The sequence below is a fragment of the Phaeodactylibacter sp. genome, from assembly GCF_022763345.1.
Lineage (GTDB): Bacteria > Bacteroidota > Bacteroidia > Chitinophagales > Saprospiraceae > Phaeodactylibacter.
Genome location: NZ_JALEGS010000102.1, coordinates 32,089 through 46,013, shown reverse-complemented (window position 1 = coordinate 46,013; position 13,925 = coordinate 32,089). Strand labels below are relative to the sequence as shown.

Annotated in this window: 11 protein-coding genes; 5 read left to right on the top strand and 6 right to left on the bottom strand. The window is 51.7% G+C overall.

Annotation, left to right across the window (positions count from 1 at the left end; genetic code table 11):
* Positions 1 to 94: 94 nt before the first annotated feature.
* Both MRY86_RS24915 and MRY86_RS24910 read left to right on the top strand, forming a co-directional pair.
* The gene (locus MRY86_RS24915; protein ID WP_293562966.1) at positions 95 to 496 is read left to right on the top strand and encodes a BlaI/MecI/CopY family transcriptional regulator; all 402 of its coding nucleotides are present in this window, start codon (positions 95 to 97) and stop codon (positions 494 to 496) included.
* A 134-nt stretch (positions 497 to 630) separates the two neighbouring features.
* On the top strand, positions 631 to 2,799 hold the full coding sequence (locus MRY86_RS24910) for a M56 family metallopeptidase (RefSeq protein WP_293562967.1): 2,169 nt from the start codon (positions 631 to 633) through the stop codon (positions 2,797 to 2,799).
* A gap of 279 nt (positions 2,800 to 3,078) precedes the next feature.
* Here MRY86_RS24910 and MRY86_RS24905 read toward each other — a convergent pair whose 3' ends face one another.
* Entirely contained in the window at positions 3,079 to 3,837 is a 759-nt protein-coding gene (locus MRY86_RS24905) for a LytTR family DNA-binding domain-containing protein (protein WP_293562968.1), read from the bottom strand.
* 144 nt (positions 3,838 to 3,981) lie between these two features.
* Here MRY86_RS24905 and MRY86_RS24900 point away from each other — a divergent pair, with 144 nt between their 5' ends.
* The gene (locus MRY86_RS24900; RefSeq protein WP_293562969.1) at positions 3,982 to 5,109 is read left to right on the top strand and encodes a hybrid sensor histidine kinase/response regulator; all 1,128 of its coding nucleotides are present in this window, start codon (positions 3,982 to 3,984) and stop codon (positions 5,107 to 5,109) included.
* 52 nt (positions 5,110 to 5,161) lie between these two features.
* Complete coding sequence (locus tag MRY86_RS24895) at positions 5,162 to 6,226, top strand: acyltransferase (RefSeq protein WP_293562970.1); 1,065 nt, start codon at positions 5,162 to 5,164, stop codon at positions 6,224 to 6,226.
* A 120-nt stretch (positions 6,227 to 6,346) separates the two neighbouring features.
* On the opposite strand, the gene MRY86_RS24890 is transcribed toward MRY86_RS24895, so the two are convergent.
* Entirely contained in the window at positions 6,347 to 9,250 is a 2,904-nt protein-coding gene (locus tag MRY86_RS24890) for a malectin domain-containing carbohydrate-binding protein (protein ID WP_293562971.1), read from the bottom strand.
* 190 nt (positions 9,251 to 9,440) lie between these two features.
* Here MRY86_RS24890 and hemC point away from each other — a divergent pair, with 190 nt between their 5' ends.
* A complete protein-coding gene (hemC, locus tag MRY86_RS24885) occupies positions 9,441 to 10,340 on the top strand; it encodes a hydroxymethylbilane synthase (protein ID WP_293562972.1) in 900 nt (299 codons plus the stop codon).
* Here hemC and MRY86_RS24880 read toward each other — a convergent pair.
* From MRY86_RS24880 to MRY86_RS24865, 4 genes are all read right to left on the bottom strand, one after another.
* Positions 10,337 to 10,948, bottom strand: a complete 612-nt coding sequence (locus MRY86_RS24880; RefSeq protein WP_293562973.1) for a HupE/UreJ family protein — start codon at positions 10,946 to 10,948, stop codon at positions 10,337 to 10,339. The two genes, hemC and MRY86_RS24880, sit on opposite strands and share 4 nt — an antisense overlap.
* 105 nt (positions 10,949 to 11,053) lie before the next feature.
* On the bottom strand, positions 11,054 to 12,367 hold the full coding sequence (gene ahcY / locus MRY86_RS24875) for an adenosylhomocysteinase (RefSeq protein ID WP_293562974.1): 1,314 nt from the start codon (positions 12,365 to 12,367) through the stop codon (positions 11,054 to 11,056).
* A 124-nt stretch (positions 12,368 to 12,491) separates the two neighbouring features.
* Positions 12,492 to 13,067, bottom strand: a complete 576-nt coding sequence (locus MRY86_RS24870; protein WP_293572006.1) for a TIGR00730 family Rossman fold protein — start codon at positions 13,065 to 13,067, stop codon at positions 12,492 to 12,494.
* A gap of 10 nt (positions 13,068 to 13,077) precedes the next feature.
* Positions 13,078 to 13,836: a DUF3667 domain-containing protein gene (locus MRY86_RS24865; protein ID WP_293563043.1), complete on the bottom strand. Its 759-nt coding sequence runs from the start codon at positions 13,834 to 13,836 to the stop codon at positions 13,078 to 13,080.
* Between the last annotated feature and the right edge of the window lie 89 nt (positions 13,837 to 13,925).

Here is a 13,925-nt window from a genome sequence, read left to right as displayed (position 1 = left end):
TACGAAATTTTTCGTATTAAAACTTGCAATTACGAATCCCTTCGTATAACTTTGCCTACGAAGCATTTCGTAAAAAGCTGCTTAATTGTCGACTATGAGTAAATCCAAGAAAATACGGCCCACTGAATCCGAGCTGGAAATCCTGCAGGTGCTGTGGGAACATGGCCCCTCCACCGTGCGCTTTGTCAATGACCAATTGAATGAGGATCGGGAAGTAGGGTACACCACCACCCTTAAGCTCATGCAGATTATGGCAGAAAAGGGGCTGGCTGACCGTGATACTTCGCAGCGCACGCACATCTACAGCCCGGCGGTAACGGAAGCGGAAACACAACACAACCTGCTCACCCAATTTGTAGACCGTACCTTCAAAGGCTCGGCTATGAAACTGGTCATGCAGGCTTTGGGCAACCACAATGCCTCCGAGGCGGAGCTGGACGAAATCAAAGCCCTGATAGAGGAAATGGAATCTGAAGGACGGAGAAAAAATAAATGATGCAATTTTGATTCGCTAATATTTTCACAACAACTGACCAGGAGGAGGTTGTGTGAAAATATTAGAGAAGCTTAAAAAAAATTGCATCGTTTATTTCCGTCAAACTACTGAGCAGAAAAAGTAATCACCCGACTATGTCTACCACACTTGACTTTCTTGCAGATCCTCTGGTTTACGCCCTCGGCTGGACCGTCGTCCACTCCCTTTGGCAGGGCATGCTCATCGCTTTGGGCTTAGCCGGTGGGATGATTTTGGCGCAGCGCCGGACCGCGCGTTTCCGGTACGGGCTGGCTATTGGAGCACTGATGTTGCTAGTCGCCGTATCCGCAGCTACCTTTTACCTGTATTTTGAGGTGCCGGATGGCGCTGGGAATGGTCTGGCCGCGGCTCCGGCTCCAATGGCTGAAGGCGTTGCCCCGTCAATGAATACCGAAGCAGCCCCACTGCAAGGCCTTGCTTTCTGGCGGGCACAGGCACGGGCGTATTTCGAGCAGCATTTACCGCTGATCGTGGCTGCCTGGTTATTAGGCGTAGCGTTCTTTTTGCTGCGCATGCTGGCCGGGCTGGGTTATGTGCAGCACCTTCGGCACCGGTCTGTCCGGCCGATGGGGGAGCCCTGGCAGGGCAAGCTGCAGGCCCTTTCGCGCCGTCTCCGGTTGCGCCGCAGGGTGCAGTTGCTTGAATCTGCACTGGTGCAATCTCCGGTAGTGATCGGCTGGCTGAAACCCGTAATTCTGATTCCGGTAGGCACGGTCAATGCCCTGACGCCGGCGCAGGTGGAGGCGGTACTGGCCCACGAGCTGGCGCATATTTACCGGCAAGACTATTTACTCAATATCATGCAATCGATAATTGAGGCACTGTATTATTTCAACCCGGCTGTTTGGTGGATATCCGCCTACGTACGCATGGAAAGGGAAAACTGCTGTGACGATATTGCAGTAGGCCTTAGTGATGACGCCCTGGGCTACGCAAGAGCCCTCGTCAAAATTGAAGAAGCCGCCCAGCGGCATCCGAGAATGGCGATGGCCATGGCTTCGAAAGGGCGCCCTTTTCTGCTGCATCGCGTACGGCGCATCCTCAATCAACCACCACAAAAAATGTACACCATGGAAAAAATGACCGCTACCGGCTTATTGCTGGCTGCCTTGTTGTTCTTCTCTTTCTCTTACGCACACAACAGTTCCGAAGTTGCTGAGCGTACAGCAATGGAAGCTTTAGATGAATTACCACCGTTGCCACTGACAACACTGGCCTCCCGTTGGGCCGCACCCGATACCCTCCCTCGTCAGATCATTCAGCTCCAAACCGAGGACAACGGGCGCACGGTCGATGCGGAATTGCAAGATGGCAAAATCACAAAACTAAGTATCGACGGAAAGGAAATCCCGGAAGCTGAATTCCCAAAATACGAAGGTTTGGTGGAGGAAATGCTTGCAGATATGCCGCCTCCTCCGGTCCCCCCTGCACCACCGGCACCCCCTGCACCACCGGGAGTACCCAATGCGCCAGCGCCCCCTGCACCGCCAACACCCCCCACGCCTCCAAGCCCCCCTGCCGCCCCGGAAGCGCCACGCCTGTTGCGCCTGGAGCGCAGCACGGATAAAAAAGTCCGCACGGAAAAGCGCGATGATGGCAGTGTAATTATTGAAATACAGGATGAGCGTAATGGCGCGCCAATGGAAGTGATCGTTGAACAAAAAGACGGCAGGCAGGTCATCCGCATTGATGAGAAAGTTATCGAAGTAGGGGACAGCCTGGTTATCGAGGACGGAGACCGGAATGTATTCTTCCTAAATAGCAAAGACAAGGATATTGACTTTGACTTCAATTGGACGGGCGACAAGGAGATGCTGAAAGGCCTCCGGTCAACGGAAGAAATGGAGATCATCCTGGAGGAAGCCCATGAATCTACTCAGAGAGCATTTGAGGAACTGCGTAAAAAAGGGCTTACAACCTATGACTTCGATGATGTCGAAATAGAGATGGACGGCTTTGGGCTTGGGGGGACTCACCCTGAGGTCAAGGTATTTACCACACCGGAGCTTCGTGGAGCAGACTATCGTTTTCCCCGGTCCGGAGGGGGCAGCATGAAGCAAACCATCGAGCAGCAAATGCTCCGTGACGGATTTATAGAAAGTACAGAGGAATACAAATTCCAGCTCAGCGGCAAGGGCAAACTGCGCATCAATGGCAAGCGCATGCCGGATGGTGTCTTTGAACGGTATAAGAATTTGTACGAGCGGTCTACCGGTTCCCGCCTGGGGCAAGGGGATGAGGTAGAGATCAATAAGAAATCTTAAGAAATTAGCGCATAGTTTGTTTGGAACAGCCCGGTGATATACGCAATACGAAATGGTCACCGACGATGAATGTCGGGTCATTGATCCAGACATTCATCGTCTGGGATCTTGGATTTGCGACATCGGCCACTGACGAAGCATAGCTTGTCAGGGCAGGCGCAGGCCACTTCGCAGCGTAAATGCTGACCTGTCTGCCGAAGTACCAATACGCAGGCAGGCATTAAGTAGGTTTGCTGTCGCAAACCACTTAATCGTCAGTATATCGCCTGGCTGTTTTTTTTAGGCCCCCAGCCACCGTTTAAAGTCCGAAGCCCGGTCCCGGCTGACCGTCACCTCAAAATCAGCAGCGGGCCGAAGGGTGACCAGCAGGCGCCCATTGAAAAAAGGCGCTACTTTATGTACGGATTGTATATGCGCAATGACTTTGCGGTTTAAACGGAAAAAAGAGGCGGGGTCCAGCAGGGGCTCCAGTGCATCCAGTGTATAGTCCAGCGCATGCCTTTTTTTGCCTCCCAGTTGCGCAAAAACGATGCCGTCTTCAGAATAAAAGTACTGGATTTCATCGGTGGCAATGTAGCTCAGCTGTTGCCCGATCTTGATGATAAACCGGGACTGATACTGGGGTTGGGACAGGCTGTTAACCAGGGATTGCAGGACGTCCGGGGACAGCATATTGGGCGACTGCTGCCGGCGGTCAAATTTTTGCAGGGCGGCGGCCAGCTCTTCCTCTTCAATCGGCTTGAGCAGGTAGTCTACGCTGTCCTGTTTGAAAGCCTTCAGGGTATACTGGTCATAGGCAGTGGTGAAAACCACCGGCCCCATATAGGGCGAATGCTGGAAAATATCAAAGCTCAACCCATCCCCCAGCTGTATGTCGAAAAAAGCCAGATCCGGAGCAGGGTTATCCTTCAGCCATTGCAGGGTACTTTCCACGCTGTCCAAAGTGCCGCATATTTCAGTGTCCGGCCTCATCTTCAGGATCAGCTGGCTGAGCCGTTTGGCGGCGGGGTATTCGTCTTCTACGATTAGGAATCTCATAAAAAGAGCAGGTTGCTTAGTGTTGAGCTGGCAAATTTAAGCCAGACTTTGAAGATCATACGAATTTATGTAATTTGTAACAAATTTAAGCCACCTGCTTAAAGAAGGTCCTTATGCACAAAAACTTGCTTAACTATACACCCCATGAAGGCAACCGAAGCGCAAACTGATCTTGCGCCCAAGATACTTATCGTTGACGATAGCCCCCTCAATACAAAATTGCTGAAATTCATACTCGATGAAGCCGGGTATGAAACCGTTGTCGCTTCTAACGGGGAGGACGGCATCGCGGCTCTGGAAGCCGAACAGCCCGACCTGCTGCTGCTCGATGTCATGATGCCGGATATTGACGGTTTTGAAGTCTGCCGGCGCATCAAAAAGGACCCGGCTAATGAAAACCTGCCCATTATTTTCATCACAGCGTTAGATCAGACGGAGGATATTGTCAAAGGTTTCGAACTGGGAGGAGTGGATTATGTGACCAAGCCTTTCAATAAAAAGGTACTGCTGGTCCGTATCAAAAACCATATTGATCTCCTGACGAGCCGCCGTAAGGTAGAACGGCAGGCTACCGACCTGGCTGCAGCTAATCGCCTGAAGTCACGCATGTTTTCCATCATCGGACACGATTTACGCTCGCCTCTTGGTTCCCTTAAGCTGAGCCTCGACTTTATCAACCGGGGGCTGATCGATCCCCGGAAAGAGGATTTTAAAGACACCGTCATCAAGCTGCTGCAGTCAACGGATGAGGGGCTCAACCTGCTCGAAAACCTGCTGGGCTGGGCCAAGTCGCAGAGCGATGCCCTGATCGTCACTCCCGAGGAAATAGAGTTGCGGGACGCTATCGAAAGCATTGCCCGCCTGGTGAAGCTCAACCTGGATAACAAAAAAATTCAGCTTGACCTCAACATCCCGGAAGATGTGCGGGTCATGGCTGATCTGCACATGCTCAACGCCATTGTCCGCAACCTGATTTCCAACGCTACAAAATTCACGCCCACCGGTGGCGCGATCACCGTCACCGCAGCGGAAGACGGTGATGAGGTGGTCATAAAAGTGGCAGACACCGGCGTGGGTATACCACCGGAAAACCTGGACAAGATCTTCAACCCCAATGTGCAGACCACTACGGAAGGCACGAACAAGGAAGGAGGCAGCGGCTTAGGCTTGCTGCTGGTTCAGGACTTTGTTCAGAAAAACAATGGAAAAATAAGTGTTGAAAGCACCGTCGGTGAAGGCACCACTTTTGCATTTACCTTGCCCAAGGCCTGAGAAATGCTAACCGCATATCCTTAAATCCAGGAGGCATAAAACATTAAACAAAGTGAGCACAAAAAAAGACTACTCCGTAGAAACCCTTCGCGGTTTCGCAATCATTCTGGTGGTAATGGGGCATGTGATCGGTTCCGGCTCCGATGGGGGCATGAAAGTAGCCGATGATTCAGGCTGGAGGCACCTTTACTTTACGTTCGAGTACCTGAGGATGCCCTTGTTCACGGTGATTTCCGGCTGGGTATACGCACTGCGCCCGGTCTCCTTGGAAAAGTACAAAGCCTTTACCACAAAAAAAGTAAGGCGGATTTTGTACCCCATGGTTTTTGTGGGCACGGCTTACTTTCTGTTACAGTACATCGTACCGGGCACCAATAAAACCGGGAACCTCGCTGAAATCTGGAAAATATACGTGTTCCCCTACACGCTCTACTGGTATTTGCCCTCGCTTTTCTGGGTATTTCTGGCGGTAGGCCTGCTGGATGCGTTTAAGCGGTTGGACAAGTTTGGGCATTGGGCAATCTGGACAGCAGTAGCCTTTGCTTTGCTATTGGTAAGGGATATAGTGATCCCGGAAGCGTCCCCCAATTACCTGAGCTATAAAGGCGGGATATACCTGTTCCCTTTCTTCATGATTGGGGTCGGCATACAGCGTTTTAAGGGGTTCTTTGGCAATGTATGGCTCAACCGCGCGTTGGCCGTAGTCTTTTTCGCTGGGCTGGCCATTCAGCAATTGGGATGGTTTGACATCATTCAGTACAACCTGGATAAGAAAAGCGGTATGGGACTGCTGATCGGTGTGACGGGCACGATACTGTTTTTCCGCCTCAAGTGGAAGATAGATTGGCTGATCTACTTTGGCAGCTTTGCCTACTCCATCTACTTATTCCACTCCTTTGGCACGGCTGCCGGGCGTATTGTGTTGAAGAGTATGGGCATCTCTCAGGACATCCCTATCTTTTTGTTTTCTCTGGCAGTAGGTATGTTTGCGCCGATCCTGGCTGAAAAAATTCTGGACCGCTGGGGCTGGACCCGCATGCTCTTCCTGGGGCGCAGCTATGCTCCTCCTAAGAAAGTGGACGCCACTCCAAAACCAATGACCCGCAGGGTGGTGTAGATTTCGATTTTCCGGAAACACAGGGGTAGCTTCAGGTAAGGCCTACCAAAAGAATGAGCGATATGGAGGCTTTCCATATCGCTCTTGTATTTAAGGGGAATCTTTATCTTTCTTTTACTACTACTGCAAAATCAAAGCCTGTGGTGCAGATGCCCAGCCTTCGTCAGATACGGCACGCAGGGAGTAGAAGCCTGCTGGCAGGTTGCCCCGGTCGAGCGTAATCGTGATTTTATGCTGGCCACCTTCTGTTTTGGTGTGGGCAATGCTGTGTACCCGGCCCTGCACATCGATCAGCTCGATGGCGTAGTTTCCTTCCGCCGGGCTGTCCACGTTAACGGCGAGCCATCCTGCTGCCGGGTTAGGATAAGCCTGAACGCCTGCAGTGGCAGAAGCAGGGACCGCAAAGTTGCTGCGGGGCGTAGAAGCCGTGCGCGCAAGGTCCTGCTGAGCAACGGCTTCGTCCCGGCCGGCTTCGATCAGCGCATTGCCATTGCAGTCGATGATGATGGCAAAAAGTTCGCCTTCTGCTGCGGTGTTGCGGGCATCAATTGCAAATAGGGTAATCAGGTGCGCCTCTCCGGCATGCTCAGGTGCCGGCGCAAAATCGATCACCACTGAATCCGCATGATAGGTAGCCGTTGCGTAGGAAGGCAGTCCGGAAACCAGGTATTTGATGGACTCAGCGTCCGGGTCAGTTGCCTGAATGCTCAGCTGTTGCCCAAGCCCTGTGCAGATATCGAGATTGCTAAGTGGTGGGAGAACCGGAGCCTGATTGCCGCCGGAAAGATAAACGATCTCTATCCCGTTGATCTTAGGCTTGTTTTGAATACCGATGAACTCAAGGTCAATCGTTTCACCTTGTAAGATAGAAACAGTGAAGGTTTTCTTTAAGGCAGCGAGCCCAGCTTCAGCGTAAATACTGAAATTATCGAGTGCCAGGTTGCCGTTCAATAGCATATCGAAGACAATGGGGCCTTCATCATTAATGTCGTGCGAGCGTTCTGCGAAGAATAGATTTACCTCGTAGGTGCCCTCGTCCACCGGCATAGACCAGTACATTTGATCGCCTGAGAAGCCTTGTGTGGCAAACGGGCCAAACAGGTTATCCGGTGCACCGGTGGTATTGGTGCCAGACCAGCCGTGGCTGCCCGTACGGTGGGTGGTGGTAATCTCAAATGGCGTGATTTGATGATACCCGTCTTCCCAGGTTAAATCGAAGTCTATAAGTTCAGGACCACCACAGTTCACCCGAATAACCGGAGTGCCGGTCGCAATTTGCTTGTGGAAAACGTGGATATCCACTTCCACAGAATCTACGCCGCCAAATTGGTCATCCGCTATGATTTTGATCGTGTGGATACTCCCTGCGTGCCGGTAGCGCACATCGGTTGCCAGATAATGCTGGCCGTTATGCTTGTCAAGGACCATAAATGCCGGAATGTTGAGGACCGAAACGATAATCTCATCGCCCTCCGCATCGGTAATAGGCACGTCAATCCGGTCCTGAGTTAATGTGAGCAACTGAATATTGCCACTGAAGTCAATCCGGGGCGCGGTGTTGTTGGGGTTGCGTACGATATACTCAAACGCGAGGCGGGTTTTATCGCCATGTGAGTTATCAGAAAGCACCACCTTGATGGGGTAAACGCCTTTGTCGGCCGGTGTAGGGTTGGAAAGCAGGCGGATGCTGCCATTGGCTAAAACCTGTACCTGTATGAACGCAGGGAGTCCGGAAAGGTCGTACTGAATACCATCGCCATCTGCGGTGTAAGCGTTTAGCTCAAGTGTATCGGCTTTATTCCAGTCTGCCATATACTCTTCAGGGAGGTCCAGCTTAGGCAGGTAATTCATCGTGAAGGAAAGACCAGGCTGAGGGCCCATGTTTTGATACGGAGCCGGGAACTGAGGGTAGGGGACAGACAAGTTCGGGTTGCTAATGACCGTAAATGGCGCCTGAGTCGTGCCTGTCTCCGTGGAATTGGCAGAGGCTCCGGAATTGTTCCTGTAGAACACGGTGGAGGCGCCGCCGTACCATTGGTTATCTGTGAGCTCAATAGGATTGATCTCGTTAAGGTTACGGATCACATAATCGAGCTGCATATTGTAGAAGTAATTGCCTTCAATGAGGATGGGTGCTTCTTCAGTGGAGATTGTCCGGTTGTCAATATAGCCACCTTCGCTGTCCGCGCAGTAGTTGTTGGTGATCTCAATGTCACCGGAGCCCAGGGCAATGAAGCTGTGCTCATAGGCTCCAATCATTACGTTATTGTAAAAGCGCCCTACACTGTTATCTCCGATTTGCAGGCTTTTGCCGTGGTATTTTTTGTGGTCTACACCAGCATTCCAGATGAAGTTGTTGTAAACCGCCACATCCTCTACGGCATTAGCGATCTGAATACCTTCCCGGCCAGTGTTCTGTGTGATATTATTGAAGATCCGAAGGTGCTTAAACTCCATGCCAGGCGATTTGGTCTCGCCGATATACATCCCTTCTGTGACATTTTTTATAAGGTTGTCATGGATCACCAGGTGCTCAAAAACGGGGATTGGGTAGGGAGGATTGCCGCCAAAGTCCTTTTTTGCCATGATGCCAAAGAAGCCATCGTGATCGATTTCCACAAATTCGATCTCACAATGGGAAGACAGTCCCGAAAAGGCAACACCGCAGTTGGAGGCGATCAGCTTGAAACCATAGTGGTCTGTAGCAGTACCCCGTCCGCTAAGCTTAATGTGCTTGCAGTCCCGGAAATCAATAGCGCTGCCGTAAGTCGTGTTGATTTGCACCTGCCCGCCGTTGTTGATGACAACAATGGGGTGCTCAAAGCTGCCTTCAATATCCTTAAAGATCAGCGCTTTGGTACGGTCGCTTGCAATAAAGATGGTATCGCCGGGGCTGGGAGGTGTATCAAATGAGCCCGGTGTATAGTAAACAGGGGCTTGTGCATCAATATAATAATTGCTCTGTTGTCCCAAAATGGGAACAGAAAATGCGAGTGCGACAAGGAGTGTGAGCGTTTTGTGCATAGTTTATTTGGGCTTTTCTATAGTATAAAAGTACTCGGAAATCCAAATGAAGAATGAAGCTATTTGGAGTATTTGTGACAGAGAAGGAATTGATAGGTAAGGGTTGAGCTTGTTAAAAGCCAGTCGGTGGACAGGAAGGGTGAAAATGCTTACCTTTGGGGCTTTCAAAAAGCAGAAAACACAGCAAATCTTGAGCGATAAAATAAGAATAGGCACCCGGGGCAGTAAGCTGGCCCTTTGGCAGGCCCACCACACACAAGACCGCCTTTCAGAAGCAGGCATTGAATCTGAGCTGATCATCATAAAGACGCAGGGGGACCGCATTCAGCACCTGAGCTTTGATAAAATGGAGGGCAAAGGCTTCTTCACCAAGGAGATTGAGGACGCGCTGTTGCGCAATGAGATCGACGTGGCGGTACACTCTATGAAAGACCTGCCGACCAATTCGCCGGAAGGCCTTTGCATCACAGCCGTTTCTTACCGGGAAAACCCTTCGGACTGGCTGGTCATCCGTAAGGAAAAGCTGGATAAGGCTCAGGACTTATGGCTGCCGGAGAAAGCAGTGGTCGGTACTTCCTCTGCCCGGCGCAAGGCGCAGATTTTGGATTTCCGGCCCGATGTGGAGATCAAAGACATACGCGGTAACGTTCCCACCCGGCTCAACAAGCTGCGGGAAGGGCAGTTTGACGCCATTCTGCTGGCTGCTGCCGGCATGACCCGCCTGAAGATCGAAGCAGAAGACCTGGAAATCCTGAAGTTCAACCCTAAGGAATTCATTCCGGCTCCTGCACAGGGCGTGCTCGCCTGGCAGACACGGGAGGAGGACAAGCCCACCCGCCGCCTGCTCAAACACATCCACGAAAGGGAAACCGCCGAGCTGACCAATATTGAGCGTAAGATTTTAAATCTGCTCGACGGGGGCTGTCAGATGCCATTGGGGGTCTATTGTGAGAAGGACCCGGCCGGGAACTACCATGTATGGGCAGCGCTCGCTGATGCGTGGAATGCACCCCTGAGGCGGGTACAGCTTTCCCAGAGCACCAAACACCAGTTGGCGGAGCGCGTAGTGGAGGCTTTGCATAAGTCTTAAAGCACCGCGCCCACCCGCTCCAGTGCCATGACCAGCGCCAAACCAAAGGCACCCCCGGAAATGAAGAGGTTCCACTCCCGTTGCCGGACCCGCATGAGTTGCAGGGCTACCGCAGAGAGGGCTAGTACTACCGCCACAATTGCCAATTGGCCTAGCTCAACGCCTATATTAAAAGCCAGTAGCTGGGTCACGAGCTGATCTTCCTGCCCGGGCATCAGGCTGGACCGCAAAAAATTGGAAAACCCCATGCCGTGGATGAGCCCAAAGAGGGCGGCAAATCCGTAATTCACTTTCATAGTCCGGTCCCACACCCGGTTGCTGCCGGCTTTGCGGTGGGCAACAACGTTGTAGATGGCCGTTAGCGCGATGGTTACCGGAATCAGGAACTCTATCCAGGCGGCATTGACCGGTATAACCCCCAGCACCGCAAGGGCCAGCGTGATGGAATGCCCAATGGTGAATGCCGTAGCCAGTAGGGCCACACTTTTCCATTCCCGGAGCTGGTAAATGGCACAAAGGGCTACGATAAACAGGATGTGGTCATAGCCTTCCAGGTCAGAAATATGGCTAAAACCCAGTTGGAGATAAGTCTGAAAAACGGATTGCATAGGTTAGTGCGGTTAGTCCGGCGCAAAAATAAAGCGCCGCTCCGGTTTATTCCCCGAAACGGCGCGCTTTATGTTGTCAGCATAGGGGCTTAGTGCCCGGTTGCATTAATAGCGGTAGTATTCCGGCTTGTAGGGGCCTTCCACTTTTACGCCAATGTACTCCGCCTGATCTTCGCGCAGGGTTTCCAGCTCCGCACCGATTTTTTCCAGGTGCAGGCGGGCTACCTCCTCGTCGAGGTGCTTAGGCAAGGTGTACACCTCGTTCTCATACTGATCACCGTTGGTCCACAGCTCGATTTGCGCCAGTACCTGATTAGTGAAAGAGTTGGACATCACGAAGGAAGGGTGGCCGGTAGCGCAGCCCAGGTTGACCAGGCGGCCTTCTGCCAGCAGGATGATATCCTTACCGTCGATAGTGTACTTGTCCACTTGTGGCTTGATCTCGGTTTTGGTGTGGCCGTGCTCACGGTTGAGGTAGGCAACATCAATCTCGTTATCAAAGTGGCCGATATTACAAACGATGGCCTTGTCCTTCATCATCTTGAAGTGCTTTTCGCTGATGATGTCTTTGTTGCCTGTTGCCGTCACAATGATATCGGCACGCGGAATGGCATTCTCCATGCGCTTCACTTCGAAGCCGTCCATAGCCGCCTGCAGGGCACAGATCGGGTCGATTTCGCTAACGATCACCCGGCAGCCAGCGCCACGCAGGGAAGCAGCAGTGCCTTTGCCCACATCACCATAACCGGCAACCGCAGCTACCTTGCCCGCCATCATCACGTCGGTGGCACGGCGGATCGCATCCACTGCAGATTCTTTACAGCCGTATTTGTTGTCAAACTTGGACTTCGTTACGGAGTCGTTCACGTTGATTGCCGGCATAGGCAGGGTACCTTTGCGCATACGCTCATACAGGCGGTGTACGCCGGTAGTGGTTTCTTCGCTCAGGCCCTGAACGCCTTCAATCAGTTCAGGGTGCTTGTCCAGAACGGTGTTGGTCAGGTCGCCACCATCGTCGAGGATCATATTCAGGGGCTGCCCGTCTTCAAATGCAAACAGCGTCTGCTCAATGCACCACCAGAATTCTTCATCCGTTTGGCCTTTCCAGGCGTATACCGGAATGCCGGCAGCAGCAATAGCAGCAGCAGCGTGGTCTTGAGTGGAGAAAATGTTGCAGGAAGACCAGGTTACATCCGCGCCCAGCTCGACCAATGTTTCGATCAGCACGGCCGTCTGAATCGTCATGTGAAGACAGCCCGCAATACGAGCGCCTTTGAGTGGCTTGGATTCGCCGTACTTTTCGCGCAGGGCGATCAGGCCCGGCATTTCTGCTTCCGCCAGTTCAATCTCCTTACGGCCCCAGTCCGCCAGGTTGATATCCTTAACTTTGTATTTCAGCTTTTGATCTACTGATTGCATTAAAGAATTGGTTTTTATAGTGAAAATAAATGCACGCAGGGAAGAAACCTTCGCTGCTATTTTGCCGCAAAAATACAGTATTTCCCGGCCTTATTCAATTTTGAGCGTCAGGCATTTGTAGAAACTACAGCTTTATCCATTTGCCTTCTTTTGGTGGAGCTTCGTATTGTTCCAGTTTTTCGAATAATTCAGGCAGGCTCGATGCGGTCATTGTTAGTTGACGGTGCACCGGTTTTAAAAAGCCTTCTGCTTCCATATGGTCTAACTGCTGAATTAGTAAATCAAAGTAGCCGTTGACATTGAGGAAACAAACCGGGTGCTGCCCCTGCCCGACCTGCGCGAGGGTGAGCATTTCAAATACCTCATCCATGGTGCCGTAGCCGCCCGGCAAGACGATAACAGCATCAGACAATTGTGCCATTTTGATCTTGCGCTCGTGCATGCTGTCAACAACGTACAAATGGCTGAGCCCCTCATGGCAGACTTCTGCTTTGCGCAAAAAGAAGGGGATAACGCCTATGACCTCGCCGCCGGCCTGCAAAGCACCTTCTGCAACTTCGCCCATAAGGCCAACTTTGCCCGCACCGTAAATCAGGCGGATATCACGCTGCGCCAGCTGTTGCCCCACCTCCCGGGCGGTCTCTGCGTAAAGCGGGTGGTTGCCTGTGTTTGCACCGCAAAAAACGAGTGCTGATTTCATACCTGGATTTTTATGAGATAATAGATTGGTAAACCCAATACCCAAAAAACGCGATGAGTATTAAAAAGTTGGTCACAGCCTGCCCCACCAGTGCAATTGCCGTGGATTTCCAAACCAACGCCCACCAACCCGGCTGGAAAATCTGCTTTAACGCAAAGAACCAGTAGCCGAACATTCCGATAATGAGCATAGGACCGGCAATGTTTTCATTCCAAGTGATGAACGGGACGATTAAAATATAAAGTAGCGTTTGGATATTGAAGAGGTAGGTATTGATTACCAAATGCTCGGCAAAGTTGTAGCCGATCTTGCGAAAAAGAAGGTAAGAGCCTATCGCCTGACCGGGCAGCGACAAGACAAAGAGGATGTTGAAGTACTTCTGCATGGCTATGGTTAGCAGGCGAATAGATTCCTGTACTATGGGTTGGAGAAGGTCAGCTGCTCCACCTTCTTTGAAATGCTGCCAGAGCGGTTCCCCAAGTGGCAGCACGCGCAGCGAGAGGAAAGTCGCTATCGTCACCAACAGCACCAGCATTGGAAAGGGCTTCATCATACGCCTGCGGTTGACCTCAAGGTATTCGTGTACGGCCTTACGCGGGCGCAACAGCAGCTGTTTGACGGTGTAGCCAAAGCCTTTCTCCAGGTTGGCAATAAGGAGCAAGTCGTTGATCAGGTGGCGGATGGTGATCCGTTCCGGTGCGGGCTGAGGCATAGGGGCAATTTTGGAATCAAAATAAGGCTTTTGCACGAATTGCCGTAATCTTGCCATATCCTGCTTTTTTGCGCGTGATTTTAGGATTTTTGCACCTAAACCAGCTATTTGCCGTTGGATTATTGCCACCAAGATTGACCCGACTT

Excerpts from the sequence above, each read along its gene's own strand:
- MRY86_RS24865 (WP_293563043.1), bottom strand. The coding sequence starts at position 13,836 with ATGGCAAGATTACGGCAATTCGTGCAAAAGCCTTATTTTGATTCCAAA.
- MRY86_RS24905 (WP_293562968.1), bottom strand. The coding sequence starts at position 3,837 with ATGAGATTCCTAATCGTAGAAGACGAATACCCCGCCGCCAAACGGCTC.
- MRY86_RS24910 (WP_293562967.1), top strand. The coding sequence starts at position 631 with ATGTCTACCACACTTGACTTTCTTGCAGATCCTCTGGTTTACGCCCTC.
- ahcY (WP_293562974.1), bottom strand. The coding sequence starts at position 12,367 with ATGCAATCAGTAGATCAAAAGCTGAAATACAAAGTTAAGGATATCAAC.
- MRY86_RS24900 (WP_293562969.1), top strand. The coding sequence starts at position 3,982 with ATGAAGGCAACCGAAGCGCAAACTGATCTTGCGCCCAAGATACTTATC.
- MRY86_RS24890 (WP_293562971.1), bottom strand. The coding sequence starts at position 9,250 with ATGCACAAAACGCTCACACTCCTTGTCGCACTCGCATTTTCTGTTCCC.
- MRY86_RS24915 (WP_293562966.1), top strand. The coding sequence starts at position 95 with ATGAGTAAATCCAAGAAAATACGGCCCACTGAATCCGAGCTGGAAATC.
- MRY86_RS24880 (WP_293562973.1), bottom strand. The coding sequence starts at position 10,948 with ATGCAATCCGTTTTTCAGACTTATCTCCAACTGGGTTTTAGCCATATT.
- MRY86_RS24870 (WP_293572006.1), bottom strand. The coding sequence starts at position 13,067 with ATGAAATCAGCACTCGTTTTTTGCGGTGCAAACACAGGCAACCACCCG.